The following is a 26,905-nucleotide window of genomic DNA, read 5'->3' as shown; positions in this document are numbered from 1 at the left end:
CGAAAGTCGGGCCTCACAGCCCGTCCCTCTCCCGTGAGCATCCGGAGTCCGTCGTCATGGCAGCGAACGAGTACCCCTTTGTCCCCCTGCGGTGGCCCTACCTCTCCCCCGCCGATTCTCGAGAGCGCGCGAAGGCCTTCCTCGAGTCCATGGCGCTGCGGCGCTCGGTGCGCCACTTCGCCTCGAGACCCATTCCTAACGGGGTGATGGAGGACGCCATCGCCTGCGCGGCGGCCGCACCGAGCGGCGCCAACCAGCAGCCGTGGACCTTCGTCGTGGTGACGGACCCGGCGCTGAAGGCCAAGCTGCGCGAGGCGGCCGAGGCCGAGGAGCGTGAGTCCTACGAGCGCCGGATGAGCGAGGAGTGGCTGGAGGCGCTCGCCCCACTGGGCACGGACTGGCAGAAGCCGCACTTCACGGACGCGCCGGCCATCATCGTCGTCTTCGAGCAGGTCTACGGCGTGAAGCAGTTGCCGGAGGGCGGCGTGAAGAAGGTGAAGCACTACTACGTGCAGGAGTCGGTGGGCATCGCGGTGGGCTTCCTCATCGCGGCGCTGACGCAGGCGGGGCTGGCGACGCTGACGCACACGCCCTCGCCCATGGGCTTCCTGCGCGAGGTGCTGGGGCGCCCGGAGAACGAGCGCGCCTTCGCGGTGCTGCCGGTGGGCTACCCCGCCCCGGGCGCACGGGTGCCGGACCTCGGCAAGAAGTCCCTCGACGAGGTGATGGTCCGCCGGTAGCTGAATGGTGGTTCATGTTTCACCCATGCTCCCGACGCAGCGCACCATGAGCCGTCGTGACGCTGAAAAGTGAAGCCTGGTTCATGTTTCATGCGTCCGGCGACGCATCGCGCCTTGAATGCCTGAGTGGTGGGGAGTCAGGTCTCGCCCCGCGGCCGCCTTCATTCCCCCCAGTGGCGGCCCGGGAGGCACCATGCACACGCAACGCCCCAGCCGTTCACGGTTGTGCTCGCGGTTCCCCGGATTGCGCCTCGCGGCGCTCCTGCTCTTGAGCAGCGCGGGTTGTGGTTCCTCCGAGGAAGTTCCGGAGCCAGAAGCCGCGCCCGAGCTACAGGAGACGCGGAGTCCCCTGACGCAGGTGACGGGCTTCGGCACCAACCCGGGCAACCTGTTGATGTACCGCCATGTCCCGACGGGCATGCCCGCCAACGCGCCGCTCGTGGTGGTGCTGCACGGCTGCACGCAGACGGCCGCGGGCATGGAGGGCAGCGGCTGGTCGGCGGCGGCCAACCACTACAAGTTCTACGCCGTCTATCCGCAGCAGCAGGGCGCCAACAACAGCGCGAGCTGCTTCAACTGGTTCCTGTCCGGAGACATCTCCCGGGGTCAGGGCGAGGCGCTCTCCATCATCCAGATGGTGGATGCGATGAAGGCCGCGTACTCCATTGATTCGTCGCGCGTGTACGTCGCTGGCTTCTCGGCCGGTGCGTACATGGCGCCGGCGCTGCTCGCCGCCTACCCGGACGTCTTCTCCGCGGGCTCCATCAACGCGGGAGGCCCGTACCGGTGTGCCCTCTCGTCCAACGAGGGCTTCAACTGCATGAACCCGGGCGTGGACAAGACGCCGGCCGCCTGGGGTGACCTCGTGCGCAGCGCCAACACGGGCTACACGGGGGCGCGTCCTCGCGTCTCCCTCTGGCACGGCACCAGCGACTTCACGGTGCGCCCGATGAACATGACCGAGGCGATGGAGCAGTGGACCAACGTCCACGGCATCGACCAGACGGCGGACACCACGGAGACGGTGGCGGGCTTCCCGCACAAGGTGTACCGCAACGGCTCGGGCACGGCGCTGGTGGAGACGTGGGAGCTCACCAACATGGGCCACGGCGTGGCCATCGACGCGCAGTACAGCTTCCCGGGTGGCAGCACGGCCTGCGGCGCCATCGGCGCGTACCTCAGCGACGTGAATATCTGCGCCGTCTACTACCAGGCGCAGTTCTTCGGGCTCACGGGGGCCGTCACCCCGGGTGACACCACCCCGCCCACGGTGAACGTGACGGCGCCGGCCAACGGCTCCACGGTGACTGGCACCGTCACCCTCACGGCGAGCGCCTCGGACGCGGGGGGTGTGTCGCGGGTGGAGTTCCTGGTGGACGGCAGCCCCGTGGGCTCGGACTCGGCGGCGCCGTACGAGTTTGCGTGGAACAGCGCCAGCGTCTCGAATGGCTCGCACACGCTGGGCGCTCGGGCGTACGACGCGGCGGGGAACCAGGCGACGGACAGCGACACGAGCGTCACCGTGAGCAACAGCGGCACGCCGACGCCCGTTACGGTCAACTTCACCAGCGTCACGGCGGATGACGGCTACCTGAAGGCGAACGCGGATGGCAGTGCGCCGGCGCTCGGCACGCTCACGGGCCTGGCGCTGGGGCGAGGCACGGATGGGAAGTACAACCGCTCGTTTCTGTCCTTCGACACGTCGAGCATCCCCGACACCGCGACGATTACCCGCGCGTACCTGACGGTGACGTACTCGTCGGGCTCGGGTGACCCGTGGTCCACGCCTGCTGGGAACACGCTGGTCATCGACGTGAAGAACGGTACGTTCAACGCCTCCACCACGGAGACGGCGGACTGGGCCGCCGCGGCGAGCGCGAGCGACGTGGCGAGCATCGGCAAGTTCACGACGGGCGCGAAGGCGTCGGCGGACTTCAGCGGCGCGGGGCTCTCCTCCGTCAACCGGACGGGGAAGACGCAGCTGCGGCTGCGCTTCACGGGGAACCAGACGGCGACGCAGTACCTGTTCGTCAGGGACGGGACGGGCGCCACGCTGACCGTCGTGTACACGCCGTAACGTGAGGTGCGGACGGCGGGCCGGAGTCTCGATGCGGCCCGCCGTTCTTCTCAGTCGCCCGGGAGGTACTCGAAGCCTGCGTAGTCGAACGCGCGCTCGATGGCCTTCAAGTCGGCCTCGGTGCCACCGCACTCCTTCACGACTTCACGCCAGCGGGCTGAGACGAGCGCCTTCATCTTGTCGATGAGATGGGTGGCTTCTTCTCTCGACAGGCGGAACCGGCCGCAATCGCTCAAGAGGTTCTGGCGGTTGGCTCGGCGGTGCTGCGCGCTGCCCACTTCCATCGCCAGGTCTCGCTCGGTGCTGGCCTGCGGCATCGGCGTGAGGTCGTAGGCTGGGGAGAGGCTCCATTCCGAACCCGCGGCGATGAGTGCATGGTTTCGGGGATGGTCATCAATGTTCGAGATGAGCGCGTTGAACACCATGCGGGAGAACAGCTCTCGCAGGTCCTCGTCCGGGTTGGCGACCCAGCGCTTCAGCTCGTCCGCCAGCAGGATGTAGGACCACTTCGAACGGTCCTGCGGGTGCTCATCGGCTCGGAGCACCGTCAGGGCACTGACCATGCGGTGCCGCAGGTATCCTTCACCGACGCGTTTCCGGTCGAACCGGCGCACCAGGAGAACGTCCCGGCCCGCGACGGAGGTGAGCTTGCCGTGGGCGGCTCTCAGGCCGCACTCGCTGGCGAGCCTCAGCATGCCGCCTTCGACCGCCGCGTTGTTCCAGCGGTCACCTCGGGCCGGGAACTTGGCGACCCACAATCCCTCGTCGTCCTCGACGACATTCTTGGGGCGGGCGCCTCCCATGGAGCTGCCTGGGTTCACCAGGTCGCTGACCTGTTCAGCGGATGGCGGCAGACCCTGCTCGATGCGTTCGACTTCCTGGAGCAGGAACGCCAACTGGAGCACCTTGTTGAACCGATGAACGGGTGCGGGTGGCGTGGTGCTCTCGCCAAAGGACAGTGCTCCTGCCCTGTCCTCAGGGGAGTGGAGGAGGAAGTCGACCTCGGTGAGGTCTACACGTCCCAGCTGGCGTTCAATGACCCTGCGTCCCCATGCATCGGGGGAGGAATCTCTCAGGGCTCCGAAGATGCCGCCGAGCCTGGCCGTCTCGAAGGTACCTGGACGCAGGGGAAGCTCGAACTTCTCCAGCTCGATTGCGCGAGGGTGGGCCAGGTAGCTGTTGCCGTAGACAAAGCGTCCGACGTCGCCCTGCTGCACGAAGCGCCCGCAGGTGACGACCTCCATGGACTCCGGGAACTGGATGTACACGTAGCAGCTGGCGACATCAGAAGTCGGCATCGAGGTCTCCCGCGCCCTTGGGGCGCACACGCTGGGACTGGCGCGCCAGCTCGAGCGTCTTTCCCTCCTCGTCATGGTCGGGTGAAGCGAGGTTCTCGAACTCGCGCTCAAGCCCCAGGGCCCATAGCACGGTGAAGTAGGCGCTGAGTGCGGTGGTGGGACTGCCCTCCTCGATGCGCTTGAGGGTCCCGGGCGCCAGACCCGTCTTCTTCGCGAGGTCCACCTGCCTCAGGCCTCGTCGGATCCGTGCTCTCGCGATGTTCTGGCCCAGGCGGGTGACCGCGCGGACCACTGCGGCGGGTGCCGTGTCGGAAGTAAGGTTCTGTCGGGGCATTTCAATCTATTGGCTCTAAAGCCGGATAAGATACAATCTATTGCACTATTTAGTGCGGAGAATGCATCAATTGATGCGGAGATTGGAGCGGTTCGGCAGGGACCAGACCGCCTGGCTGCACAGGGTTCTGGGAAGCGACCCGCCTTGGGGGAGCCGGTGAATGGAGTACACGCCACGGACCTCGAAAGGCTCCATCACGGTCGACGCGGAGGAAGGAAGCCGGAGGATGGGCAGCCAGAGAAGACGGGGGACCTATCGCAGCGTCCTCGGCCTGCGCATCGACAAGTCCCAGGCAGGCGACGTGAAGGTGTTTCGCACCTGGGGGTGGACCATCGCCCTCACCGTCCCTGAGAACATCAAGGAGGCGCTGGAGCGCACCGGTGCCACCGGCATGAAGTTCACTGAGGTGTAGGCTCCAGCGCTCATCACTCCGCGAGCCGCGCATGTCCGGGCCCACCCCGCCCAGTCCCGCCCCGGACGGGACGCTTGACTCCATCGGCACGGCGGGGGTGCTGCGGCGGCGGAACGGCTACCGCTTCACCCTGGACGCGGTGCTGCTGGCGCACTTCGCTGCGACGGAAGGCGGGAGCACTCCCGGGCCGATGCTGGAACTCGGCGCGGGCAGCGGCGTGGTGTCCTTCCTGCTCGTGAAGCAGTTCGGCCTCCGGCCCGTGGATGCGCTGGAGTCGCGGTACGCGGTACGTGTCCTCCAGGCAGTGCGGTTCTCCACCATCGACCCGGCAGCTCCGCTGGTGCTTTCGTGCCTCGCATGACCCGTAGGGCCCTTGAGCCCAGGGAGGCACGCGTGGTGGCGAAACGCCTGTGGGCCCTGCTGTTGATAGCGCTGATGGTGGGCTGTGCGAGCCCACGAGTCGTGAGGCTGGAGACGGGCAACGGCCAGCTTCGGGAGTACACGCCACGTGACTCGGAAGGCTCCGTCGAGGTCGACGCGGAGGATTTCGAGAAGGCCCTCGCGCGCTTGGTGCTGCACCTGCCTCTCTCCTTGCGCCCTTCGGACACCGGGTGGCTGGTGCGTGCTTCGACTCGCGGCAGCATCCTGGACCGGGCGCTGCGGAGCACGCTGCACAAGGACTATGGCCGGTGGTGCCGGGCGCATGAGGGGCCCGGCGACTGTCTCTCCCTGTTGGAGAACGGCCTCGGCTTCGACGACAGGAGCAGGCTGGCGCTGGCACTGGGTCTGTCGCTGGACCCGATGCACGAGAGCATCGCGGACGCGGTGGAGGAGACTCTCAACCCCACCTTCTTCAAGGCCGTAGTGGTGTCCGCGCTGGTGTCGTGGGCGATACTGGCGGCCAACCCCGAGCCGGTCTTCACCAAGGCAGCGGCCGTGGTGGCGGTGGTAATGCTGGCGTACCTGGGAGTCGACGCCTTCGTCGCCATCGTGAAGGCGTGCGTCGCGCTGAAGCAGGCTGCGGACAGGGCGACCACGTTCCAGGAGTTGGAAGAAGCTGGCGAGCACTTCGGCCAGGTGGTGGGTACTCAGGGAGCCCGCGTCTTCGTGCTCGCGGTGGCGTTGGTGGTGGGTAAGGGCGTTACTGGCGGGACGTCGGGGCTGGCGTCCCGCCTGCCCGTGTTACCGGGCTTCCCTCAGGCGGCGGCCCTGAGTGCATCGCAGCTCGGGGTGAACCTCGCGGCCATCGAGCAGGTGAGTGCGGTGGCGGTGGTAGAGGGAGGCGTCGCCATCGCTCTCGCGCCGGGCGCGGTGGCCATGGTGGTCATGGGCTCGGATGGAATCCGGGGTGACCCGGATGGGAAGGTGCATCACATCTGCACGGACAAGAACACCGAGTCCGAGGTGAACGGTGGACCCTGGACGCCGGTGTTCGAGAAGCTCTTCAGGAGGGCGGACATGACACTGAACGACCCCGCCAACCTGGTACGCATCCGAGGACATGAGGGCCCTCATCCAGAGGCATACCATCGAGCGGTGTTTGCTCGGATACAGCGAGCGCTCGCGAATTGTCGCAGCACATCCACATGTCGAGAGATGCTGGTCGAGGCGTTGAAGAGGTTGTCGGAAGATCTCCTCACGCCACGAAGCCCGCTCCGTCGCCTTGTCACGAAGGACAGGGAATAGGCATGCCAGTACGCTACTTCGACCTCCATCAGAACCTTTACATCCCAGGCCGCTGGTACCCGGACGAGCCCACCGACCTTCATGGCCAGGAAATCGACGACATCTGGCAATTCGCTGAGGGCCACCCCGTGGAGTTCCGGGAACCTCTCCGCATTCCGCTGTATCGCTCCGGTAGAGCGGTGGATTTCTCCCTGACGCCAGTAGGTGTCACCCCCATCATCCATCCGAAAGTCGCATCCGTGTTCGCGGAACTCGCACCGGATGACGTGCAGCTCTTCCCAGTAGAAGTCGAAGGTCAGCCCGAGCCGTACTTTCTCCTCAACGTCACGCGGCTGGTGAGGTGCATCGATGACAGTGCCTGCGAAGAGGTCAAGTACTTCAAGCCGGAGGATGGGCAGCCAGAGAAGACGGGGACCTATCGCAGCGTCATCGGCCTGCGCATCGACAAATCCCTGGTCGGCGACGTGAAGGTGTTCCGCACCTGGGGCTGGCCCATCGCCCTCATCGTCCCTGAGGACATCAAGGAGGCGCTGGAGCGCACCGGCGCCACCGGCATGAGGTTCACTGAGGTGTAGGCTCCCTCGCTCATCACCTCGCGAGCCGCGCATGTCCGAACCCGCCCCGCCCATTCCCGCCCCGGACGAGACTCTCGACTCCATCGGTACGGCGGGGGTGCGGGTGCTGCAGCGACGGAGCGGCTACCGCTTCACCCTGGACGTGGTGCTGCTGGCGCACTTCGCGGCCACCGAGAGCACCAGCACTCCTGGGCCGATGCTGGAGCTCGGCGCGGGCAGCGGCGTGGTGTCCTTCCTGCTGGTGAAGCAGTTCGGCTTCGGGCCCGTGGATGCGCTGGAGCTCCAACCCGCCGTGTACGCACGGTTGGAGCGGGCCGTGGCGCTCAATGACTGCGAGTCTCGCGTGAGGCCGCTGCTGGGAGACCTGAGACGCCTGCGAGAGCTCGTGCCCGGAGGCCGCTACGCGCACGTGGTGTCCAACCCACCGTTCCGCGTGGCCGGCGCCGGAGTGCGCAGTCCAGACGACGAGCGCGCCGTGTCCAAGTCGGAGGTGTCCTGCGACGCGGGTGACGTGGTGACGGCGGCACGGTACGCACTGATGCCCGGAGGCACCGTGAGCCTCGTGTACCCCGCCGCGCGAGTGGCCGAGGTGCTCGGCCTGCTGACTCAGGCGAAGCTGTACCCTTCCGTGCTGCGCTTCGTGCACTCGCGCGTGGACTCACCGGCCACGCGCTTCCTGGTGCAAGCCCTGAGAGACCGTGACCGGGGACTCGCCGTGCGCCCGCCGCTCATCGTTCACGGTGAGGCCCCGGGCGGCTACTCCACGGAGGTGGCCGCGCTGATGGACCCACCGCTCGCCGAGCGCGGCCCTACCCTTCCCTCGGACTGAACCCGGGACACGGCACGTGGACCCTACGGACCCGTGCTCGCCTGTGGCTTCGTGTTCGTCACCTGAATCCCTCCGCTCTCCGACGCGGTGATGAACAGCTCGCTGCTCGCGGGCACTTCGAGCGTGGTGCGCTTGCGGCCCTTCCCAATCGCGAAGACGACCTCCAGGTCATGCGAGCCGGGCTTCACGTCGGTGATGACCACGCTCGTCGCGCTGCTCGAACTCCGGCGCTCGCCATCGAGCAACACCGTGCAGGACTTCTGGCAGCGCACGTTGAGGTGGGACGCCTCGCCCAGGCCCGCCCGCTTCCGGGCCCTCTCCACCGCGTCCAGGCTCTTGTGGTCCGTGAGCTTCACGTTGCCCCTGGAGTCACCGTAGAGCATGGCCTCGGCGCCGGCCGGCAACTCCACGTAGTCCACGAAGAGGCGCCGGTTGAAGAGCCCTCCGTGGGCCTCCACGCGCCGTCGTCCGGGCTCCACGTCCTTGAACTCCCACGTGCGCCCGTCGCGGCGTTGGCCCCGGCGTCCGTCGAGCAACACCGTGCAGTCCTCCGGGCAGCGGACGATGGCCACGCTCTTCTCCAGCGACTCCGCGCCCCCAGCCTTCGCCCGGGGCTTCGCGCTGCGCTCCACCGCCCACTCGGGTGTGCCGGGAGTGGGCGAGCTACCCGGCTCCACCACGATGCGCTTGTCGCGCGCGAGGAAGACACCCGCCTCGGCTACGTCTGGGATTGCCGCGAAGCCGCTGGCCAGCGGTCGGCCCAGCATGCCCGTGGCCTCCACCCGCCGCGTGCCGGGGGTGATGCCCTTGAACTCCCAGGTCGACTCCGTCACCCGCAGTCCCCGCTTCCCGTCGAGGACCACGGTGCACTTCTCCATGCAGCGCACGCGGACGGTGACGCCGTCCTCCGCGAGCGCCGGGGAGGACAGCAACAACGGCAGGGACAGGAGCGACCAGCGCAGGGACATCACGGAAGGAGTCTCGCGCTGGCCGGCACCCAGGTCGAGTCGGACGGTGCACCCGTCAGGACCCTGGCCGCCAGGCGCGGATGCCGCTGGCACGCCTGCCGGGCGAGTGAGGAGGACGTGACTCAAGGTGCCATGAGGAGCGGCCGGACCCAACGTACCCAGGTTTCCAGACGGGCCTCGGGCCCCCATCAAGGAGGAGAGGGAATGAACCTGGCAACCCTGACCGAGCAGCCGAGCATCCTGAAGTCGGCGGCCCTGCTGCCACCCCGTCTGTCGCTCGGGTCGAGCATGGTGGTGCACGGGCTGAGCAAGCTGCGCAAGGAAGGCACGGAGCAGACCGCGGGCTTCTTCGAGCAGCTGGGCCTCAAGCCGGCCCGGCCCCTGGTGCTGGCCACGGGCATCACGGAGCTGGTCGCGGGCGTGAGCGCCATCCTCGGCTTCGCCACACGGCCAGCGGCGCTGGGCGTGCTCATCACCCAGGCGTTCGCCATCGCCAAGGTCCACGGGTCCAAGGGCTTCGACAACACGAAGGGCGGCTTCGAGTTCAACCTCGCCCTGTGCTCCATCGCCCTCGGGCTGTTGCTGCGCGGGCCGGGGCAGCTCTCGGTGCACAGCGCCCTGGAGCGCAAGGTGAAGCGCAAGGAGCTGAGTCGCCTCCGGTTGCTGCGGCGCCAGCGCAGCCGCTCGCTGCTGCTCGACCTGCTGGGCTGACGGGAGGTTCAGGTGGGCCCGCGCCCGAGCCCGCCACGCTGCCCGGTGCCGCACATCCCATCACCCCGGCTGATAGGGATGTGTCGCCTGCCCGGCTGCCGATGGGGCAGGCGCACGCCAATCGCCCCAACGCACCTGGAGGGCCCGTAAGATGCGCGCGCCATGCCCTCGTCCGTCTTCCTGATGCTGGCGCTCGCCACCACGCCGGGTGCTCCCTCGGCGCGCGAGCCCGCTTCCGCCCACAACTTCTCCACAGCCCAGGCCCGCACCGCCGAGCTGCTCTCCACCGCGGGCACCGCGTCCGTGAAGGCCGCGCTCCAGGATGCTCGCGCCGGGGTCCTCGCGGGTGCCGCGCTTGGCGCGACGGCTCCGGACTCCGCCTCGGGCACGGTGATTCCATCGCAGGCAACGACCGCGACGGCTCCGGACTCCACCTCGGGCACGACGGTCCCTCCGTCCTCCGCCGCCCCCGTCCTCTCCGACGTCGGCCGCGTCGCCGCCGAGGCCGCTGCCGGTGCCCTGCGCGCCGCCGGACTGGCCCTGCGCAACGGCCCTGCTCCCACTCCCGCCACCGTGGCCGATGCCGACGCGAGCTACTCGCGCGGCCTCGAAGCCCTCAAGGCGAAGGACACCCGCACCGCCATCACCGAGCTGTCCGCCTGCGTGGAGGCCGCGCCCTCGCGCGTGGACTGCCGCTGGGAGCTGGGCTGGGCGTACCAGGTGGAAGGGCGCTGGACGGACGCGCTCGCGCAGTGGACCGAGGTGCAGAAGCTGGCGCCGGACCACCCGGACCTCGACTCCGCGCTCACCCAGGCCCAGGGCCAGGCCGCCCTCCAGGAGAAGCTCTCCCGCGCGCCCCAGGCTCGCAACCGCCCGCCCCCGCCCCCGGGCGCGAAGGTGCGCATCCGCGCGGTGGGTGACGTCATGCTCGGCACCACCGTGCCCGAAGGCCACCTGCCTCCCGACGGCGCCGCCAGCGTCATCGTCGGCGTGCGCCCGCTGCTCGAGGACGCGGACCTCACCTTCATCAACCTCGAAGGCCCGCTGTGCGACGGCGGCAAGACGACCAAGTGCCGCTCCAAGGGCAACTGCTACGCGTTCCGCTCGCCCACCTCATACGGTGAAGTGCTCAAGCAGGCCGGTGTGGATGTGGCGTCCACGGCGAACAACCACTCGGGCGACTTCGGCGAGCTGTGCCGCCGCGAGACGGAGGCCACGCTCGACGCGCTGGGCATCCCCTGGAGCGGCCCGCCGGGCTCGGTGGCCACGGTGGAGCGCAACGGCCTGCGCATCGGCATGGTGGCCTTCCACACGTCGCCGTCGTGCAACCACCTCAACAACCTGACCACCGCGACGGCGCTGGTGAGCGCGGCGGCGGCGGAGCATGACCTCGTCGTCGTCTCCTTCCACGGCGGCGCCGAGGGCAGCAAGGCGCTGCACGTGCCCGAGGGCCGGGAGATGTTCTTCGGCGAGGACCGCGGCGACCTGCGCACCTTCGCGCGCGCCGTGGTGGACGCGGGCGCGCACCTGGTGCTCGGCCACGGGCCGCACGTGGCGCGCGGCATGGAGTTCTACAAGGACCGCCTCATCGCCTACTCCATGGGCAACTTCGCCACCTACGGCCGCTTCACCCTGACGGGTGCGCAGGGGCTGGGCATGGTGCTGGAGGTGGAGCTGGATGGGCAGGGCCGCTTCAGCTCCGGCCGCATCCTCCCCACGAAGCAGGTGGACAAGGGCATCGCCGTGCCAGACCCGTCCGGCGCCGTCATCAAGCTGGTGCGCGGCCTCACCGCCGACGACTTCCCGGAGACGGGCGCGCGCATCTCCGAGGACGGCACGGTGAAGCCCGCCGCGAAGGGCCCCGTCAGCTCCCGGTAGCACCGCGCCTTCCCGACCTCCGCGCACCCGCGCCCACGGGTGCGCCGTTCTCCCGCACCTTCAGTTTCCGCGCGAGCCGCGAGAGACCTGTCACGTCCGCGTCGCTCGTGACGTCCGTGCGCTGTCACCCAATGCACGGTGAAGCCCGGCTGCTGCCCCCTCTGCCAATCTCGTCATTGCGGCTCAAAGCATGACGCGAGGTGTGGGGGCGTGCTGCCCGGTCGTGCGCTACAAGGACGTCTGCCGTGCGCGCACTCCGACTGCCACGCCTCTCCTCGCTTCGTGCCTTCGACCACCCCGGCTACTTCGCTGTGTGGGTGGGCGCGCTGGTCTCCACCATCGGCACGTGGATGGAGACGGTGTCGATGGGCGTGTACGTCACGCAGGAGACGGGCCGAGCTGAGTGGACGGGCGGCATCGTCGCGCTCGCCTTCCTTCCCTCGGTGGTGCTGTCTCCGCTGGGAGGTGCGCTCGCGGACCGGTTCGACCGGCGCGCGTACGTGGCGCTGGGCACGGTGGTGCAGCTACTTCTGGCCGGCGTGCTGACGCTGCTCGCCTTCACGCACCAGCTCAGCGTGCCCGCGGTGGCCCTCGTCACGTTCCTCAACGGCTGTGCGGGGACGCTCACCAACCCGGCCTTCGCGGCGATGCTCACGGAGCTCGTTCCTCCGCGTGACTTGCACAGCGCGATGAGCCTCAACTCGGCGCAGTTCAACCTGGGGCGCCTCATCGGCCCGGCGCTGGCGGCGGTGGTGCTGGGAATCGGCGGGCCGTCCTGGGCGCTGCTCGTCAACACGCTGTCCTTCGTCGCGGTGCTGGTGGCGCTGTCGCGGGTGCGGACGCCTCCGCGTGACACGGTGAAGGCGTCGACGGGGCTGTGGAAGCAGATTGCCCACGGCTTCTCGGTGGTGCGAGGGGATGCGGAAATCTCGCTGATGCTGTGGAGCACGCTGGTGGTCGCGGTGCTGGTGGCGCCCTTCATCGGCCTGGTGCCGGTGTTCGCCATCCGCGAGTTCGGCCAGGGAGCCGCCGCCACGTCGCTGCTCGTCGCCTGCCAGGGGGCGGGCGCGGTGACGGCCGCGCTGTTGGTGGGCACGCTCGTGGACGCGTTGGGACAGCGGCGGCTGCTGGGCTACCTGGCGCTCTCCATCGGCGCGGTGTCCTCGCTCTACTGGTTGTCTCCGACGCTGCCGGTGGCGGCGGTGGGCATCTTCGTGCTCGGCGCCAACTACATGATGCTGATGAGCGGGACGCACGCGTACTGCCAGATGCGGGTGCCCCGGGAGCTGCGGGCGCGGATGAGCAGCCTGTACAGCATGGTGCTCGCCGTCGGGTACGCGTCGGGCGTGTGGGGCCTGGGCGCGCTGTCGGACCGCGTGAGCCTGCGCTTCGTGATGATCAGCTCCAGCGTCCTGTACCTCGCGCTCGTGCTGACGCTGCGCCTGCTCCGGCCTCGCAGCTTCGACGGCGCCGAGTCGTAGGCCGCCGGGCTCGCAGGCGCTTCCACGGCCGTCGCGGTCCACCCGTGGACACGTGGCCCGCCCTGCCCGTCCAAACCCCTGCGCCCACCCGCTCCCCGCGCTACACACGGACCTCACGTCCCGAGCCAAGGAGCGAGCCCCATGTCCGTCCGTCCCCCCATCCTGGCCCTCACCGCCCTGCTGCTGGCCTCAGCGCCCGCGCTCGCCCAGCAGACCCGCGCCACCGAGCCCGTCGGCATCGCCATGGAGGGCTTCCCCTCCCCGTTCCCCGTCCAGTTCCTCCCCGTCACCGTGGAGGGCCAGGACCTGCGCATGGCGTACCTGGACGTGAAGCCCACGGCCCGCGCCAACGGGCGCACCGTCATCCTGCTCCACGGGAAGAACTTCTTCGGCGCGTACTGGCAGGCGACCATCAACGCCCTCACCGCCGCCGGCTACCGCGTCGTCGTCCCCGACCAGCTTGGCTTCGGCCGCTCCTCCAAGCCAGACATCCACTACAGCTTCCATACCCTCGCTTCGCTCACGAAGAAGCTGCTGGACACGCTCGGCATCAAGGAGACCGCCGTGGTGGGCCACTCCATGGGCGGCATGGTCGCCACGCGCTTCGCCCTCATGTACCCGGAGACCACCACGCACCTCGTGCTGGAGAACCCCATCGGTCTGGAGGACTACCGCGCGAAGGTGCCCTGGCAGTCCACCGAGGACTACTACCGCGAGGCCCTCAAGGCCACCGAGGAGGGCACGCGCAAGTACCACCAGACCTACTACGTGAAGTGGAAGCCCGAGTACGACGTCTGGATTCAGCTCTTCGCCCGGCAGCTCCAGAGCGCCGAGTACCCGCGCCTCGCCTGGGTATCCGCCGCCACGTCGCAGATGATTTATGAGCAGCCCGTCTCCCACGAGTTCCCCCTCGTGAAGCCGCGCACCCTGCTCGTCCTCGGCCAGGAGGACCGCACCTTCATCGGCCGCGGCAAGGTGCCCGCCGACGTTGCAGCCACGCTCGGCCAGTACCCGCAGCTCGGGAAGGCCGTCGCCAAGGCCATTCCCAATGCCACCCTGGTGGAGCTCCCCGGCGTGGGCCACGTCCCCCACTTCGAGGCGCCAGAGAAGTTCCACTCCGCGCTGCTCGGCTTCCTCGGGAAGTGAACGCCTGCCCTCCGGGGCTGTGGACAACTTGGGGACACGCCCCGCGCTCCGGGTGAAGGCCCCCTGCTCCCTCGCGAGGTCCTCCGCGCTAGAATCCTCTGCGCCAGGGCACCGGGGCCCTGGCGCATTTCGCAGGGGGCACGATGAAGAAGCTGCTCGGACCGATGCTGTACGTGGAGGACTCGCAGACCCCGGACACGTGGAGCTTCTCCGTCAACCTGTACCTCTCAGGCACGGACCCCGCGGGGCCCGTACCGCTCCGCCTCGTCTTCCTCGACGCGAGCGGGACGGAGCTCTCCGGCGCCGTCGAGCCTCGCGCCGAGGTGGCCGCCGACTTCTCCAGCCTCAAGAGCCCCGCGGCCGGCGTGCTGTGGAAGTGGCGCGTGTCCGTGCCACGTGACGCCGCCCCGAAGCGCGTGGCCTACCGCTTCGTCCCCACGGAAGGCGCCGCCCCGCTCGAGGGCGTGGACGACGTGAAGGACGTCGTCATCCCGGAGCGGGGAGGCCTGCCTCGCGCGGCCTTCTTCTCCTGCAACGGCGGCGGCAGCGCGGATGCGTGGAACTCGGTGTCGAAGATGGGGCGTCCCTTCGGTTGCTGGGACGATATGAAGGAGCAGCACGAGGACGAGGCGGGCGGCTTCCACCTGCTCCTGGGCGGTGGAGACCAGGTGTACGCGGACTCCATCTGGTACACGTCGCAGCAATTGGTGGACTTCCGCAAGCTGCCGCTGGAGGAGAAGCTCGCCTGTGAGCTGCCCGAGGGCTTCCACGACGAGTTGGTGGCCCGCTACGTGGAGGTGTACTGCGAGCGCTGGAGCGGCGCCTCGGGCATCGGCCCGATGCTGGCGCGCGTGCCCGGCCTCTTCACCTGGGACGACCACGACATCTTCGACGGCTGGGGCTCTCACGAGAAGCTCCAGGTGTGCTCCTGGTACCGCAACATCTACAGCGCGGCGGCGCTGACCTTCGAGGCCTTCCAGCTCGGCGGGTTGAGGACGGCCGACAAGACGCCCCGCGAGCGCAAGCCGGGGGAGACCCACTACCTTCAGAAGGTGCACTTCCAGGGCAACGAGTGCGACCTGGACGTGGTGTCGCTGGACCTGCGCAGTGGGCGCACCAGCCGCGTGCGGAGCAGCGGGAAGACCGAGTACACGGTGATGAGCAACGCGCAGTGGGCGGCCCTGGACGACTGGCGCCGCGTGCACCGCGAGCGCCCGGAGACGGGCAGGAAGCACCGGCACGTCGTCATCGTATCCTCGGTGCCCCTGGTGCACCTGCGCTTCGGGCAGGCCGCCGAGGGTGTCGGGGCCATGATTGACCTGCGCGACGACATGCTGGACCAGTGGGAGTCCCTCGTGCACCGCGGTGAGCGCACGCGGCTCATCATGGACCTCTTCCGGCTGGCGAAGGACTCGTCCTGCGCGGTGACGGTGGTGTCGGGCGACGTGCACGTGGGCGCGCGGGGCCTCATCCGCTCGCGCAACCCGGAGCACCTCCACCACGGGCTGACGGAGGCGGCGATTGAACAGGTGACGTCCTCCGCCATCGTCCACCCGCCTCCCGGCCTGCTCCAGTTCCTCGGCATGCGCATGCTGGCCGCGGAGGGCGTGGAGGACCTGCCCTCCTTCGTGGAGACGGAGCTGCTCCCCGTGGGCAGCGACCGCTACCTGCGCGAGCGCAACTGGCTGTCGCTGTGCGTGAAGCGGTCCGGGAACACTCCCTCCTCCCGTCCCAAGCTGTGGCTGCGCTGGGAGGCCGAGCACACCTCCGTCTCCATGCAGGTGGTGGTGGAGCCTCCACCCCTGGCCCCTCGCAGCTGAAGCCCGTGGCTCCACCTGCTGCCCACCGTCCAGTCAAGCGTGCGCCCGTGCCGTCGTGGGAAGCTTGGTTCGCCCGGTCCGCGCTCCGACATTGAGCCTCGTAGCAGTAGGTGGCGTGGGGGCTTCCCCGCGCCCTTCGACGAGGAGCGCCACATGGCCAACCGGAAGTATGACCCCCTGAAGGGCGGCAAGGAGTCCCCCACCAAGCCTCAGTACGCGAAGGACCGCGTGGAGGGGGGCCTGGAAGCGGACGATACCCGCCCGCTCTACGCCGCCGACTCCATCCACGCCTCCAGCGAGCAGAAGTTCGCCTTCGACAGCGACGCGCCCGTGGGCGGCGACGTGCCAGACATCCGCAGCCCCATCGACGAGGCGGACGAGCTGGAGCGCGAGCGCATCGGCCGCGAGCGCGCCGAGGAGCGCAACGCCGGCCAGGGCGAGGAGCGGTAGCGCCAGGCAGGGCCGCCGGGGCCCGCGAGTGTTCGCGAACCCCGGCGTGGCCCTGGAACTACTTCGAGGCGCCCGGCACGGGAGCCACTTCCGGCTCCACGGGCGTCAGCTTGCCCAGGTTGAGCGGCCCCACCTGCTCCTGGATGGTGGCGGGGTCTCCCACGAGGACCATCTGCATCGCGGCCGGGTCCAGGTACAGCTCGGCCACGCGCTGCACCTCGGCGGCGGTGGCCTTGCGCAGCCCGTCCACCGTCCGGTTGAACTCATCCATCGGCAGGCGCTTCAGGAACAGCTCGGCGGCGCTGCCTCCCAGGCCCTCCACCGTCTCGAAGGCGCCGGGGAAGCCGCGGATGAGGCCCTCGCGCGCGGCCTCCAGCTCCTGCTCCGTAATCGGTCGCTCCTTGAGGCCGGACAGCTCGTTCATCACCTCGGTGATGGCCGGGCCCGTGACGTCCTGGCGCACGGAGGTGAAGGCCACCAGCGGCCCCACGCCCAGGCGCGGCTCCAGGCTCGCGCCCGCGCCGTAGCTGTAGCCCTTGGCCTCGCGCAGGTTCATGTTGAGGCGGCTGCCGAAGAAGCCACCGAACACCGTGGTGGCCAGCTCCAGCGCGTGCTCGTCCGGGTGGCCCACCGCGAAGGCGGGGCGGCCAATCAGCACCACCGTCTGCTCCAGGTCGGGCTTCGGAATCACGCGCACCAGCTGGCGCGGCGGGGCCGGCACGGCGGGAGGCGGCGCGGGCGGCGTCGCCTTGCTCTTCCACGCGCCCAGGTGCTTCTTCGCCAGCGCCACGGCCTCGTCCAGGGTGATGTCCCCGGTGAGGATGAGCGCCGCGGCGCGAGGCCCCGCGTGCCGCTGGTAGAAGCCCTTCGCCTCCGCCAGCGTGAGCTTCTCCACCGTGTGGGGCAGGCCGTCCGAGATGTGCGAGTACGGGTGGTCCTCGCCGTAGATGGCGGTGAGGGCCGCCAGCTGCGCCAGCGTGTACGGCGAGCCGAGCATGCGCGCCAGGTCCGCGAGCTGCTGCTTCTTGCGCCGCTCGAAGGCCTGCGCGCTGAACGTGGGGCGGATGGCCACGTCCGCCAGCAGCGCGAGCGCCGGCTCCAGGTTGCGCTTCAGCACGCGCACGCCCACCTGCGCCCCGTCCGACTGCACGTCCATGCCGGGGGACACGCCCAGGTCGGCGAAGGCGTTGTCCAGCGCCACCGTGTCGCGCTTGCCCGCGCCCTCCAGCAGCATGCGGTAGGACAGCTCGGCCAGGCCCGCCTTGCCCTTCGGGTCCTGCGCGCTGCCCGCGGCGAAGGCCACGCCGGCGAACACGAGCGGCAATTCCTTCCGGGTGCTCACCACCACGGTGAGGCCGTTGTCCAGCGTGGCGCGCTGGAAGGTGGGCAGCACCAGGTCCGGCGCCTCACCGGGCTGGGGCGGCTTCGCGCGGAAGGCCTCCGGATCCTCGGCGGGAGGCTTCGGCGCCTCGGCCGCGGTCTCCCCCAGCGCTGGAGAGTCCGGGCTGGGCTGCGAGGGCTGCGGGGTGCTGGCGCAGGCGGCCAGCGTGGTGACGAGCAGGGCGGTGAGGAGGCGGCGCATCACTTGCGCTCCTTCGGCTGGGTGGGCGCCTGCTCACTGCCAGGCGGCACGGCGTGGAGGACGACGCGCGCGTCGTTGCGCAGCGTGTCCCGGGCGAAACGCTTCACGGACTCGGGCGTCACCTGCTCGTAGCGCGCCAGGTCCTGCGCCACGTAGCTGGGCTCCCCCACGAAGTGGTTGTAGCTCTGGAGGACATCCGCCTTGCCGCCCGAGCCGCCGACGGCCTGCAGGCCCGCGAGCATGCGCGTGTCGTAGCGCGTCCGGGCGCGGGCAATCTCCTCGGGCGTGACACCGTCGCGGCGCACCTCGTCCAGGATGGCGTCCACCTCCTTCAGCAGCGTGTCGGTGGAGACTCCGGGGCGGGCCACGACGTCTATCGTGAAGACAGACTGGGCGCCCTGGCTCTGCTGGGCGGCGCTGACGCTCTGGGCCAGTTGCTTCTCCAGCACCAGCCGGCGGTAGAGGCGGCTCGCCTTGCCCGTGGACAGCGCGGTGGCCAGCACGTCCGCGTCGGCATCACCCTCCTTCAGGTACGGGGCGGTGAGCCACTGCACCGACAGCAGTGGCAGCCGGGCCACGCGCTCCTCGTGGCGGATGACCACGGGCTTCGTGAGCTTCACCGGAGCCACCTCGGGGAGCGGCGGCTTCGGCGTGCTCGGGAGCGAGCCGAAGTACTTCTCCACCAGGGCCTTCGTCTTCTCCACGTCGATGTCGCCCACAATCGTCAGCGTCGCGTTGGAGGGCGCGTACCACTGGCGGAAGAAGCCCTTCACGTCGTCCACGGTGGCGGCGTCCAGGTCCTTCAGCGAGCCGATGACGTCACCGTGGTACGGGTGCGGCAGCGGGAACAGGGCGTGCCACGCCTTCTCGCGGGCCATGCCGTACGGGGCCGTCTCGGTCCCCTCCCGGCGCTCGTTCTTCACCACCTCGCGCTGGGTGTTGAGCTTTTCCAGCGTGAGGGCGTCGAGCAGGAAGCCCATGCGGTCGCTCTCCAACCACAGGGCCGTCTCCAGCTGGTTGCTGGGAACGGTCTGGAAGTAGTTGGTGCGGTCGAAGCTGGTGGTGCCGTTGAGGTCCGTGCCACCAATCTGCTCGAGCAGGGAGATGTGCACGTCGTCGGCCACGTTCTTCGAGCCCTGGAACATCATGTGCTCGAAGAGGTGCGCGAAGCCGGTGCGGCCGGGCTGCTCGTGGTACGCGCCGACGTGGTACCAGACGTTGACGGCGACCACCGGCAGCTTGCGGTCGACGGAGAGGATGACCTCCAGCCCATTGGGCAGGGTGTACTTCACATGCTGGATGGCGAGCGCTTCACGTCCGGCCGCGGGCTTCGCCTCCCGCGGTGACTGCGCGAGCGCCGGCAGCCCGACTGCGACGAGGGCTGCGGCGACGAGGGCCTTCATTGGGGACAAGGTGCCTCCGGGTCTCGATGCCAAGGACTCACGTCCTGCGCTTAGCACGCACCCCCGGGCCCATGGGTGGGGAATGAGAGTGGGAATAAGGGGCACCGTCGAGTGGTTGGCGCCCCCCTTCCCGGCCCCTCAGTGCCCTCGCGCTTCACGCTCCGCGCGATACGCGTCAATGGTGAGATTTCGCACCTTGGAGCTGCGCCCCGCCTCGTTGTGGACGAAGCCCACGCTGGCCACGTACGGCTCGATGACACGGATTTTCTGCAGCGGCGTGACGATGAGCAGCTGCAGATTGAGCCGCCGGAACAACTCCAGTCCGTACGACGCCGACTCGTCCGAGCCCCGGCCGAAGGCCTCGTCGATGACGACGAAGCGGAACGAGCGTGAGCGTGTCTCGCCCCACTCCAGGCCGAACTGGTAGGCGAGGCTGGCCGCGAGCACCGTGTACGCCAGCTTCTCCTTCTGACCACCCGACTTGCCGCCCGAGTCCGTGTAGTGCTCGTGCTCCCGGTCGTCCTCGCGCCAGCGCTCCGACGCGGAGAAGCTGAACCAGTTGCGCACGTCCGTCACCCGCCGCGTCCACCGCGCGTCCGCCTCCGCGCTGCCCTCGCGCCCGCGGAAGCGCTCGATGATGCGCTTCACCTCCAGGAACTTCTTCTCCGAGTACGCGTCGTCGTCCGGCCCTCCGAGCGCGGACAGCGTGCCCTCGGTGCACGCGCGCAGGTCCGCCTGGAACTCGCGCACGTCCGCGTCCGTGCTGGGGGTGGCCTCCAGCAGGATGTACCGCCCCGGGTTGTAGTCGATGGCCCGGAGCGAGCGGTTGATGGTGTCGATGCGCTCGCGGATGTCCTGGCGCTCGCGGAGCAGCTGGCCCTGGAAGTTCACCACCTCGCGGATGGTGTTCTCCGTGAGCAGGCTCTTGAAGCGCGTCTCGAAGCGCGGCAGGTCGTCGGTGCGCAGCGCCTTCAGCATGGCGCTGTATTCGGCGGCGGCGTCCAGGCTCGCGTCGACGTCCTGTGTCTCCAGCGGGAAGGCCGCGCGATACGTCTGCATGGCGCGGATGATGGCCTCGCGTCCGCGCTCCATCCGCTTGCCCTCCGCGTCGATGCGCTTCTGCAATTCTTCCCGGAGCTGCCGCTCGCGCTCATCGCCCGCGTCGGCCTCCACCGCGCCCTTGCCCGCGACTTCGGCGTAGAGCGCTTCCACGCGCGGGTAGCACGCGCGCAGCTCGTCGGTGGCCTCGCGCTGCGCCTTCTCGTACGCGGCCAGGGCCTTGCGCGCGGCCTCCTCCTGCACTTCGAGGCGGGCCTGGCGCTTCTCCACCTCCTTCAGCTTCGCCTCGGTGCGCTCCAGTGCGCGCTCCTGCTTCACGAGCTGGCCCTCCAGTGTGTGGAGCACGTCGGAGGCGGACTCCAACTCGCGGAGCTGCTCCTCCATCCGGTGGAGGTCGGAGGCGACGGGGCGCCAGTCCAGCTCGCGGAAGGCGTCGAACACGGCGAGCTGGCTGAGCAGCTCCCGGCGTCCCTGCAAGGCCTTGCGGCGGGACTCCAGCGCCTGGATGCGCGTGGTGACGTCGACCAGCCGTGTCTCCAGCGAGCGTGCCTCGGCTTCGAGCGCGGCGCGCTTCTGCTCGTTCGTCCACCCGAGCACGTAGCGCGAGCGGTCATCCAGCCGGAAGCGGTCGTCCTTCTCGTGCTGCTCGCCGCCGCGCTTGAGCTGTCCCGAGCGGGTGAGGGCCTGACGCTCGCGCCGGAACTGCTCCAGCGTGTCGCAGCAGGCGTAGTCGAAGCGCCGCGCCAGCTCCGCCTCCAGCCAGCGGTACATGCCGGAGTCCGGCTTGAGCGCCAGCTTGCGCAGCAGCGAGTGCGGCTGGAGCGTGGGCACGCGCGCCGCGCCCTCTTCCTTCACCCGGTAGTAGACCAGCCGGCCGTCCAGGTGCGTGCGCTCCACCCACTGCGCCACCTTCGCGTAGCAGGCGTCCGACACCAGCAGCGACGTGCCGAACCCATGCAGCACGCGCTCAATCGCGCCCTCCCAGTCCCGCTCCTCCTCGCGCACCTGCAACAGCTCACCCACGAAGGGGAGCGCCTCCGCGTCCAGCCCCAGCTCCGCGCACATGCGCTCGCGCAGCGCCAGCATGCGGGACGGCAGGTTGGAGCGGCGCCGGCGCAGTGACTCCAGCTCGGCGCCTACCTCGGCGTGCTTGTGTCCCAGGGCGCGCGCCTCCACGCCCACGTCGGTGAGCCCGGCCTGTACCTGGGCCAGCTCTCCCTCCCCCGCCGCGAGCAGCGTCTGGATGGAGCGCGTGTTGGAGAGGAACGTCTCCGCGTCCACCGCCACCGGCAGGTCTGCCGCCAGGGCGAGCTGGGCATAGCGCTCCGCCTTCTGGAAGCGCGCGTCCTTCTGCCGCCGCCGCTGGGCCAGCTCCGCCTTCACCGTCTCCAGCCGCGCGCCCCCGTTGGCGGCGATGGCCTGCTTCAACCTGTCCCGCTCCGTGCCCTGGCGGCGGCGCTCCTCGGTCAGCTCTCCGGCCTCCACCCGCGCCTGCTCGCGCTCCGTGGCCCAGCCCGTGAGCTGTGCTTCCACGACGCGGGACTTCTGGACGGCGAACCACGGACGCAAGGCTTCGCGGCAGCGGCGCAGGGTGGCCAGCTCGGTGGCCAGGGCCTCGTGGCGCTCGCAGTCGCGCACCAGCGGCTCCAACTGCGCCATCTGCTTCTTGGCCTTGAGCACGGCCTCGTGCGCGCGGTGCAGGTCATCGAAGTGGCCGATGAGCGCGGCGAGGCGCGGCTCCACCGCGGACGGCTGGAGCATGTGCTGGCGCACGAAGTCGGTGAGGTTGCCCACCGCCTTCATCGACACCGTCTGGTGGAAGAGGTCCAGCGCCTGCTCATCCTTGATGCCGAAGCGCCGCCGGAAGGCCGCCGCGTACGGCGGGAAGGTCTCATGCACCTCGCACTTCAGCCCCTTGAGCCGCTTCTTCAGCGCGGCGATGTCCGCCCCGAAGCCCGCGAAGTGCTCGGCCACGGAGAGCCGCCCGTCCGCGACGATGTAGAGACGCGCCGGCTGCCCCTCCGCCTCGCGCATCCACAGCACCTGGGCCAGGGTGACGTGCTGGTCATACCCCTCGTTGTAGAAATGGCCGAGCAGCACGGAGTAGCTCGTCCCGTCGCGCAGGAAGATGGGCTTCGCGCCCTGCCCTCCGTCCCCGCGCTCGGACTTGTACTGGCCCAGCACGTAGGAGCGCAGGGTGCGCTCCCGCGACTCCGCGCCCGCCGCCTTGTTGTAGGCGAGCTTCTGGGGCGGCACGAGCAGCGTCACCACGCCGTCCACCAGCGTCGACTTGCCCGAGCCGATGTCGCCGGTGAGCAGCCCGTTGTCACCACCGAGCCCCAGGTGCCAGACGCGCTGGTGGAAGGTGCCCCAGTTGTAGGCCTCGAAGCGGTGCATCCGGAACCCGGCGCGCGCGTCGGTGGCGCCGAGGTCGAGCAGGTCCGCTTGATTGAAGGAGTGCGCGGTGCTCATGGCGTGGCTCCGTTTTCCTCGGTGAGGTGGGCGCGCAGGTGCGCGCGGTAGTCCGCGAGCTTCTGCTGGAAGGCATCCAGCCACTGCGCGTCGACGAAGGCCTTCAGGATGCGGCGGACCTCGTAGGCGTCGTCCCCGCCGCGCAGCTTGCGGAGGAAGCCCAGCTCGATGACCCGGGCGAGGTCCGCGTCCAGCTTGTCCACCATCCGCGCCTCGTTCGTCCCCTCGGGGAGGAACAGGCGCACCAGGTCGAGAATCTCCTCGCGCCGCAGCACGAGCCGGGGGCCGCCCACCGTGGCCTCCGACTCGGCGAGCTTCTTGCGGAGCAGCACGAGCAGCAGGCTCACCCCGTAGCCGAGCTGCCGCCGTGCCACGAGGTGCGGCAGCGCCGAGCGCCCCTCGGCGGTGGGCTGCTGGCGGAGGTAGGCGTAGCCCTCCGTCTCATCGAGCACGAGCTGCAGGCCGAGCACCGTCACGTGCTCACGCACCCGCGCTTGCAGGTTGAGCAGGCCATGCCACAGGTTGGCGTCGCCCTCCTGGTAGACGACGCCCTTCATCAAGGCGACCAGCACGAGGGACAGGGAGTCAGCGGCGTCAGTGGGACGGTTCGTGTTGGGAGTCATCGGTGGAAGAGCACCAGGGGAAGGGTGATGCGGCGCGCGCGACCGCGCGCATCCGTCCAGGTCAGGGTTTGAGTCCGTGAGTCCTCGAACAGCGCCGTCCGCTCGTCGGAGGCGAGGTCGAGGTAGGCCACCAGCTCGGCGAGGCCTTGCTGGAGCGGGGCTTCGTGGAGCAGCTCCGCGAGCGACACCTGCTCGCGCGTCTGCAGCGCGTGGCGGAGGTTCTCCCGCAGCCGCTCCTTGTCGATGAACGCCTGGGAGAAGAGTGCCTCCGCCGGCACGTCCTCGCTGGCCTCCAGCACCTCGGAGTCCGCCATCCGCAGCCGCACGGGCGGCGAGAACAGGGGACGCTCCAGGGGCAGCTCCACCGAGGGCGACGGCTCGTCGATTTCCATGAAGGCCCGGCCCGGCGGCTGGTTGCGCACCGCGAGCGCGTGCTGCTCCACCCCGCGCAGCAGCTGCATGATGCGGCGGTTCTCCAGCCACGCCCGGTCATCGAGGTAGCGCCGGAGCTGCTCGGACAGCCGGGCGACGGTCCGCTGCGTGTGCTCTCCCGTCTCCAGCCAGTCGAAGTGGATGCGCAAGAGCCTCGGGTCCGGCTTGAGTGCCTGGACAGCGGGGAGCGCGAAGACGCGCTCCAGCTTGCGGGTCAGCTCCTCCTGGCGCGTGGGGGACATGAGGAAGTCCCAGAACGCGCGGAAGCTGCGCCCCTGGTCCGAGCCGCTGATGGCGTCATGCTCGCCCAGCACCGTCTCCAGCAGCTCTCCCTGGGTGCCCTCCCAGGTGGCGATGCGCTCGCGCACCACCCGGTCCAGCTCGCGGAAGCCGTGCTCCAGCTCGCGGAAGTCCGACAGCAGCCCGAGCGCGGTGTCCGACATCTGCTGGAAGCGGTCCTTGAGGGCGGCCTCGTCCATCAGCTCCACGCGGCCGGCGCGCACCTGGGCCATCTCCGCCTCGAGCTCGGCCTTCCGGCGCTCGAGCTCCGCGAGGCGGGCCTCCGGGTCCACCTCGGTGCCCTCGGTCATCTGCTCCAGCAGGTGGAACACGGTGCGCAGCCGCGACTCCGTGCCCACGAAGGAGCGGTCGGCGAGCTGTGACAGCCAGCGGATGGCGCGCTCGGCCGCGGAGGTGAGGTCGAAGTGGGGCTCGTCCGTGTCCGGCGGGTAGAACTTGCGCAGCCAGCCCCGGCCGTCCGCCGCCCAGTCATCCAGGTACGCCGCCGCCGTGCGCGGAAAGGCCTCCTCTCCGAGCCGCTCCCGCAGCGTGTGCAGGTGGTCCTCCAGCTTGAGCACCAGCTCCCGCTGGGGAAGCGCGCGCGCGTTCGCTTCCAGGAAGCCGCGATGCAGGAAGCTGGCGATGAGCGGCGCGTGGTCCGCGACGAGCAGGCGCCACGCGGGGTGCTGATGTCTCAATGTATCGAGGGTGGCGAAATCCATCACACCACAAGCCATACAACCCGGGACTGACATGGACATGAGGCCGACCCGCGAGGGTTGATGCCCCTCTGAGAGCAGGCAGGCAGGCGTGATATATAACTGGGCCCATGTCCTTCGAGGTGTCCCCCAACGCGCTGGCCCGGTGCGCCACCCATCCCGAGGAGCTGGCGGGGGCCACGTGCCAGCGCTGCGGTGTCTTCGTCTGCACCGCGTGCACCGCCTGGGTGATGGGCACGCTGTACTGCGCCCCGTGCGCGGCGCGGCCGGAGGTGAACTACCTGGAGACCTTCCGCCGCGGGCTCTGGGGGAAGCGGGACTCCCGGGCGTGGCTCGTGGGCGGAGGTTGCCTGCTGATGGCCCCGCTGCTGCCGGTGGCGCTGTCCTACGGGCGGGTGCTGACCACGCTGGGACTGCTGGCCACGGTGGTCGTCGGAGTCGCGTGGTTCGAGGGACGGCGGTGGGCGCGCTACGCACTGCCCCTGGTGCCGCTCGGTCTGGGCCTGCTCGCCGTACCGTTGGTGGGTCCTCCCGTGCTCGGGCTCGCCCTCATCCCCTTCATCAACGCGCTGCAATTGCTCCAGGACACGCGCTGCAAGCTCTTCTTCCGCGTGGAGGTGTCCGAGCGTGAGCTGCTCCGCCTCTGGGACCGCGAGGTCAACAACCCGATGGCGCGCAGCGCGCTGTCGCTGGGACTGGGCGCGGTGTTCCTGCCTCTGTTCGCGCCGCTGGCCATCGTCTTCGGCTTCCTCGCGCTGCGGCGCGTGGACCTGAAGGCGCGGCCTCCCATCGACCGGCGCGCCCAGGCCATTGCCGGCATCGTGCTCGGAGTGGGGGCGCTCGCGCTGTGGGTGCTGGTTGTCATCCCCCTGTTCGGGGGTGGCATCCCCTGGTTCTTCCGCGCCTGACGTTTCTTCGTGGTGTGGCTGAATAAACCAGGCAGGCGCCCGTCAGGAGGCACGTCCACCACGCAACGTTGGTGGAGTTACTCCAACCCCGCACGAACGCCTCCATGAACACGTCCACCTTCAAGAAGCTCACCGCGCTGTCGCTCCTCCTGTCCTCTCCCGCCGCCCTGGCCGACTGGCGCAATGACGGCTTCCTGCGGCAGGAGGATGACCCCTCCTATAACGAGGGCTACGAGGGCGCCGATGAGGACTCCGAGGAGGGCGGGCAGGGCGCGGGGTTCGTCCTGGGCCTTCGGGCGGGCTACGGCGTGCCCTTCGGCAATGCCGTCGGCACGGAGGATGAGGATGACGAGGGCGCGAAGCTGAGCGACACCGTATCGGGTGTCATCCCGCTGCAGGTCGACCTGGGCTACTTCATCAACTCCAACCTCTACCTGGGCGCCTCCTTCCAGTACGGGTTGGGGCAGTTCGCCGAGGACTGCGATGGCGACTTCGACGACGCGAGCTGCGGGGTGACCCAGCTGCGCGTCGGCCTCAATCTGGCCTACCACTTCTCCCCGAGCGCAACGCTCAGCCCCTGGCTCGGGGTGGGCGTCGGCTACGAGCACCTCTCCCTGAACGTCTCTGGAGAGGCAGCGGGTACGTCCATCGATGCCAGCACCACCGCCTCGGGCTTCGAGTTCGTCAACGCCCAGGGCGGCGTCGACTTCCGCGTGAGCGACAAGATCTCCGTGGGGCCCTTCGCCACCCTCACGGTGGCGCAGTATTCGACGTCCGGCGTCAAGCTCGACGTGGAAGGCGACAGCCCCCTGGACTTCGATGAGTCGGAGGACATCGAGAACAAGGCCATCCACGCGTGGCTCTACGGCGGCGTGCGGATGCAGGTGCGCTTCTAGCACTACTGCATCAGGGGCCCGCGGGGTGCACGGGGAGACCGGGCAGGCTGCGTGAGGCGCGTCGGTGGTTGGAGCGGTGGCAGGTGGGACAGCGAGGCAGCCAGGTGGCAATCACGCGCGCCATGGC

General features: G+C 69.5%; 22 protein-coding genes and 1 pseudogene. 15 read left to right on the top strand and 8 right to left on the bottom strand.

The features are described from left to right. Nucleotides 1-56: 56 nt before the first annotated feature. The gene (locus G4D85_RS47320) at nt 57-740 is read left to right on the top strand and encodes a nitroreductase family protein (RefSeq protein ID WP_164021528.1); all 684 of its coding nucleotides are present in this window, start codon (nt 57-59) and stop codon (nt 738-740) included. Between the two features lie 193 nt (nt 741-933). Next, nucleotides 934-2,817: an extracellular catalytic domain type 1 short-chain-length polyhydroxyalkanoate depolymerase gene (locus G4D85_RS47315; RefSeq protein ID WP_164021526.1), complete on the top strand. Its 1,884-nt coding sequence runs from the start codon at nt 934-936 to the stop codon at nt 2,815-2,817. Between the two features lie 50 nt (nt 2,818-2,867). Here G4D85_RS47315 and G4D85_RS47310 read toward each other — a convergent pair whose 3' ends face one another. Both G4D85_RS47310 and G4D85_RS47305 read right to left on the bottom strand, forming a co-directional pair. Beyond that, nucleotides 2,868-4,115: a type II toxin-antitoxin system HipA family toxin gene (locus tag G4D85_RS47310; RefSeq protein ID WP_240359937.1), complete on the bottom strand. Its 1,248-nt coding sequence runs from the start codon at nt 4,113-4,115 to the stop codon at nt 2,868-2,870. Next, entirely contained in the window at nt 4,102-4,449 is a 348-nt protein-coding gene (locus G4D85_RS47305; protein ID WP_164021524.1) for a helix-turn-helix domain-containing protein, read from the bottom strand. The genes G4D85_RS47310 and G4D85_RS47305 overlap by 14 nt, the downstream gene beginning before the upstream one ends. A gap of 226 nt (nt 4,450-4,675) precedes the next feature. Between G4D85_RS47305 and G4D85_RS47300 the strand changes: the two genes are divergently transcribed. The 5 genes and pseudogenes from G4D85_RS47300 to G4D85_RS47280 all read left to right on the top strand — a co-directional run bounded on the left by G4D85_RS47300 (nt 4,676) and on the right by G4D85_RS47280 (nt 7,951). After that, nucleotides 4,676-4,861 carry a hypothetical protein gene (locus G4D85_RS47300; RefSeq protein WP_205526027.1) on the top strand — a complete coding sequence of 62 codons (186 nt, stop codon included), beginning with the start codon at nt 4,676-4,678 and terminating at the stop codon, nt 4,859-4,861. A gap of 31 nt (nt 4,862-4,892) precedes the next feature. Beyond that, nucleotides 4,893-5,186 (top strand): annotated as a pseudogene (locus tag G4D85_RS47295) (tRNA1(Val) (adenine(37)-N6)-methyltransferase); the annotation flags it as partial. Between the two features lie 68 nt (nt 5,187-5,254). Then, nucleotides 5,255-6,547, top strand: a complete 1,293-nt coding sequence (locus G4D85_RS47290; protein ID WP_164021522.1) for an AHH domain-containing protein — start codon at nt 5,255-5,257, stop codon at nt 6,545-6,547. Nucleotides 6,548-6,549: 2 nt separating this feature from the next. Beyond that, the gene (locus G4D85_RS47285; protein ID WP_164021521.1) at nt 6,550-7,122 is read left to right on the top strand and encodes an imm11 family protein; all 573 of its coding nucleotides are present in this window, start codon (nt 6,550-6,552) and stop codon (nt 7,120-7,122) included. 31 nt (nt 7,123-7,153) lie between these two features. Beyond that, complete coding sequence (locus G4D85_RS47280) at nt 7,154-7,951, top strand: tRNA1(Val) (adenine(37)-N6)-methyltransferase (RefSeq protein ID WP_164021519.1); 798 nt, start codon at nt 7,154-7,156, stop codon at nt 7,949-7,951. Nucleotides 7,952-7,974: 23 nt separating this feature from the next. Here the strand turns inward: G4D85_RS47280 and G4D85_RS47275 are convergent, their stop codons facing one another. After that, on the bottom strand, nt 7,975-8,919 hold the full coding sequence (locus G4D85_RS47275) for a hypothetical protein (protein ID WP_164021517.1): 945 nt from the start codon (nt 8,917-8,919) through the stop codon (nt 7,975-7,977). 204 nt (nt 8,920-9,123) lie between these two features. On the opposite strand from G4D85_RS47275, the gene G4D85_RS47270 reads away from it, so the two are divergent. From G4D85_RS47270 to G4D85_RS47245, 6 genes are all read left to right on the top strand, one after another. Next, entirely contained in the window at nt 9,124-9,630 is a 507-nt protein-coding gene (locus G4D85_RS47270) for a DoxX family protein (protein WP_164021515.1), read from the top strand. Nucleotides 9,631-9,792: 162 nt separating this feature from the next. Next, nucleotides 9,793-11,508 carry a CapA family protein gene (locus G4D85_RS47265; RefSeq protein WP_164021514.1) on the top strand — a complete coding sequence of 572 codons (1,716 nt, stop codon included), beginning with the start codon at nt 9,793-9,795 and terminating at the stop codon, nt 11,506-11,508. A gap of 245 nt (nt 11,509-11,753) precedes the next feature. Further along, nucleotides 11,754-12,989 (top strand): MFS transporter, encoded by a 1,236-nt coding sequence (locus G4D85_RS47260; protein WP_164021512.1) that lies wholly within the window; start codon nt 11,754-11,756, stop codon nt 12,987-12,989. A 141-nt stretch (nt 12,990-13,130) separates the two neighbouring features. Further along, nucleotides 13,131-14,135 (top strand): alpha/beta fold hydrolase, encoded by a 1,005-nt coding sequence (locus tag G4D85_RS47255; protein ID WP_164021510.1) that lies wholly within the window; start codon nt 13,131-13,133, stop codon nt 14,133-14,135. Nucleotides 14,136-14,278: 143 nt separating this feature from the next. Next, nucleotides 14,279-15,955: an alkaline phosphatase D family protein gene (locus G4D85_RS47250; RefSeq protein ID WP_164021508.1), complete on the top strand. Its 1,677-nt coding sequence runs from the start codon at nt 14,279-14,281 to the stop codon at nt 15,953-15,955. A gap of 153 nt (nt 15,956-16,108) precedes the next feature. Continuing rightward, nucleotides 16,109-16,405, top strand: a complete 297-nt coding sequence (locus G4D85_RS47245) for a hypothetical protein (protein WP_164021506.1) — start codon at nt 16,109-16,111, stop codon at nt 16,403-16,405. Between the two features lie 58 nt (nt 16,406-16,463). Here the strand turns inward: G4D85_RS47245 and G4D85_RS47240 are convergent, their stop codons facing one another. The 5 genes from G4D85_RS47240 to G4D85_RS47220 all read right to left on the bottom strand — a co-directional run bounded on the left by G4D85_RS47240 (nt 16,464) and on the right by G4D85_RS47220 (nt 24,977). Next, nucleotides 16,464-17,987 (bottom strand): M16 family metallopeptidase, encoded by a 1,524-nt coding sequence (locus G4D85_RS47240; protein ID WP_164021504.1) that lies wholly within the window; start codon nt 17,985-17,987, stop codon nt 16,464-16,466. Continuing rightward, nucleotides 17,987-19,390 (bottom strand): M16 family metallopeptidase, encoded by a 1,404-nt coding sequence (locus G4D85_RS47235; protein ID WP_164021502.1) that lies wholly within the window; start codon nt 19,388-19,390, stop codon nt 17,987-17,989. Before G4D85_RS47235 ends, G4D85_RS47240 begins: the two co-directional genes overlap by 1 nt. Nucleotides 19,391-19,528: 138 nt before the next feature. After that, nucleotides 19,529-22,921 (bottom strand): ATP-binding protein, encoded by a 3,393-nt coding sequence (locus G4D85_RS47230; RefSeq protein WP_164021500.1) that lies wholly within the window; start codon nt 22,919-22,921, stop codon nt 19,529-19,531. Continuing rightward, complete coding sequence (locus tag G4D85_RS47225; RefSeq protein ID WP_164021498.1) at nt 22,918-23,544, bottom strand: DUF4194 domain-containing protein; 627 nt, start codon at nt 23,542-23,544, stop codon at nt 22,918-22,920. Before G4D85_RS47225 ends, G4D85_RS47230 begins: the two co-directional genes overlap by 4 nt. After that, a complete protein-coding gene (locus G4D85_RS47220) occupies nt 23,541-24,977 on the bottom strand; it encodes a DUF3375 domain-containing protein (protein WP_164021496.1) in 1,437 nt (478 codons plus the stop codon). The genes G4D85_RS47225 and G4D85_RS47220 overlap by 4 nt, the downstream gene beginning before the upstream one ends. Before the next feature lie 107 nt (nt 24,978-25,084). On the opposite strand from G4D85_RS47220, the gene G4D85_RS47215 reads away from it, so the two are divergent. Then, nucleotides 25,085-25,882, top strand: a complete 798-nt coding sequence (locus tag G4D85_RS47215; protein WP_164021494.1) for a DUF4190 domain-containing protein — start codon at nt 25,085-25,087, stop codon at nt 25,880-25,882. 104 nt (nt 25,883-25,986) lie between these two features. After that, on the top strand, nt 25,987-26,778 hold the full coding sequence (locus G4D85_RS47210; protein WP_164021492.1) for an outer membrane beta-barrel protein: 792 nt from the start codon (nt 25,987-25,989) through the stop codon (nt 26,776-26,778). Nucleotides 26,779-26,905 lie beyond the last annotated feature (127 nt).

This window comes from Pyxidicoccus trucidator (genome assembly GCF_010894435.1).
GTDB classification, from domain to species: Bacteria; Myxococcota; Myxococcia; order Myxococcales; family Myxococcaceae; genus Myxococcus; species Myxococcus trucidator.
This window is presented reverse-complemented; position numbering and strand designations above follow the sequence as displayed.

Excerpts from the sequence above, each read along its gene's own strand:
- G4D85_RS47320 (WP_164021528.1), top strand. The coding sequence starts at position 57 with ATGGCAGCGAACGAGTACCCCTTTGTCCCCCTGCGGTGGCCCTACCTC.
- G4D85_RS47315 (WP_164021526.1), top strand. The coding sequence starts at position 934 with ATGCACACGCAACGCCCCAGCCGTTCACGGTTGTGCTCGCGGTTCCCC.
- G4D85_RS47310 (WP_240359937.1), bottom strand. The coding sequence starts at position 4,115 with ATGCCGACTTCTGATGTCGCCAGCTGCTACGTGTACATCCAGTTCCCG.
- G4D85_RS47305 (WP_164021524.1), bottom strand. The coding sequence starts at position 4,449 with ATGCCCCGACAGAACCTTACTTCCGACACGGCACCCGCCGCAGTGGTC.
- G4D85_RS47300 (WP_205526027.1), top strand. The coding sequence starts at position 4,676 with ATGGGCAGCCAGAGAAGACGGGGGACCTATCGCAGCGTCCTCGGCCTG.
- G4D85_RS47285 (WP_164021521.1), top strand. The coding sequence starts at position 6,550 with ATGCCAGTACGCTACTTCGACCTCCATCAGAACCTTTACATCCCAGGC.
- G4D85_RS47280 (WP_164021519.1), top strand. The coding sequence starts at position 7,154 with ATGTCCGAACCCGCCCCGCCCATTCCCGCCCCGGACGAGACTCTCGAC.
- G4D85_RS47275 (WP_164021517.1), bottom strand. The coding sequence starts at position 8,919 with ATGTCCCTGCGCTGGTCGCTCCTGTCCCTGCCGTTGTTGCTGTCCTCC.
- G4D85_RS47270 (WP_164021515.1), top strand. The coding sequence starts at position 9,124 with ATGAACCTGGCAACCCTGACCGAGCAGCCGAGCATCCTGAAGTCGGCG.
- G4D85_RS47265 (WP_164021514.1), top strand. The coding sequence starts at position 9,793 with ATGCCCTCGTCCGTCTTCCTGATGCTGGCGCTCGCCACCACGCCGGGT.
- G4D85_RS47255 (WP_164021510.1), top strand. The coding sequence starts at position 13,131 with ATGTCCGTCCGTCCCCCCATCCTGGCCCTCACCGCCCTGCTGCTGGCC.
- G4D85_RS47250 (WP_164021508.1), top strand. The coding sequence starts at position 14,279 with ATGAAGAAGCTGCTCGGACCGATGCTGTACGTGGAGGACTCGCAGACC.
- G4D85_RS47245 (WP_164021506.1), top strand. The coding sequence starts at position 16,109 with ATGGCCAACCGGAAGTATGACCCCCTGAAGGGCGGCAAGGAGTCCCCC.
- G4D85_RS47240 (WP_164021504.1), bottom strand. The coding sequence starts at position 17,987 with ATGCGCCGCCTCCTCACCGCCCTGCTCGTCACCACGCTGGCCGCCTGC.
- G4D85_RS47235 (WP_164021502.1), bottom strand. The coding sequence starts at position 19,390 with ATGAAGGCCCTCGTCGCCGCAGCCCTCGTCGCAGTCGGGCTGCCGGCG.
- G4D85_RS47230 (WP_164021500.1), bottom strand. The coding sequence starts at position 22,921 with ATGAGCACCGCGCACTCCTTCAATCAAGCGGACCTGCTCGACCTCGGC.
- G4D85_RS47225 (WP_164021498.1), bottom strand. The coding sequence starts at position 23,544 with ATGACTCCCAACACGAACCGTCCCACTGACGCCGCTGACTCCCTGTCC.
- G4D85_RS47220 (WP_164021496.1), bottom strand. The coding sequence starts at position 24,977 with ATGGATTTCGCCACCCTCGATACATTGAGACATCAGCACCCCGCGTGG.
- G4D85_RS47215 (WP_164021494.1), top strand. The coding sequence starts at position 25,085 with ATGTCCTTCGAGGTGTCCCCCAACGCGCTGGCCCGGTGCGCCACCCAT.
- G4D85_RS47210 (WP_164021492.1), top strand. The coding sequence starts at position 25,987 with ATGAACACGTCCACCTTCAAGAAGCTCACCGCGCTGTCGCTCCTCCTG.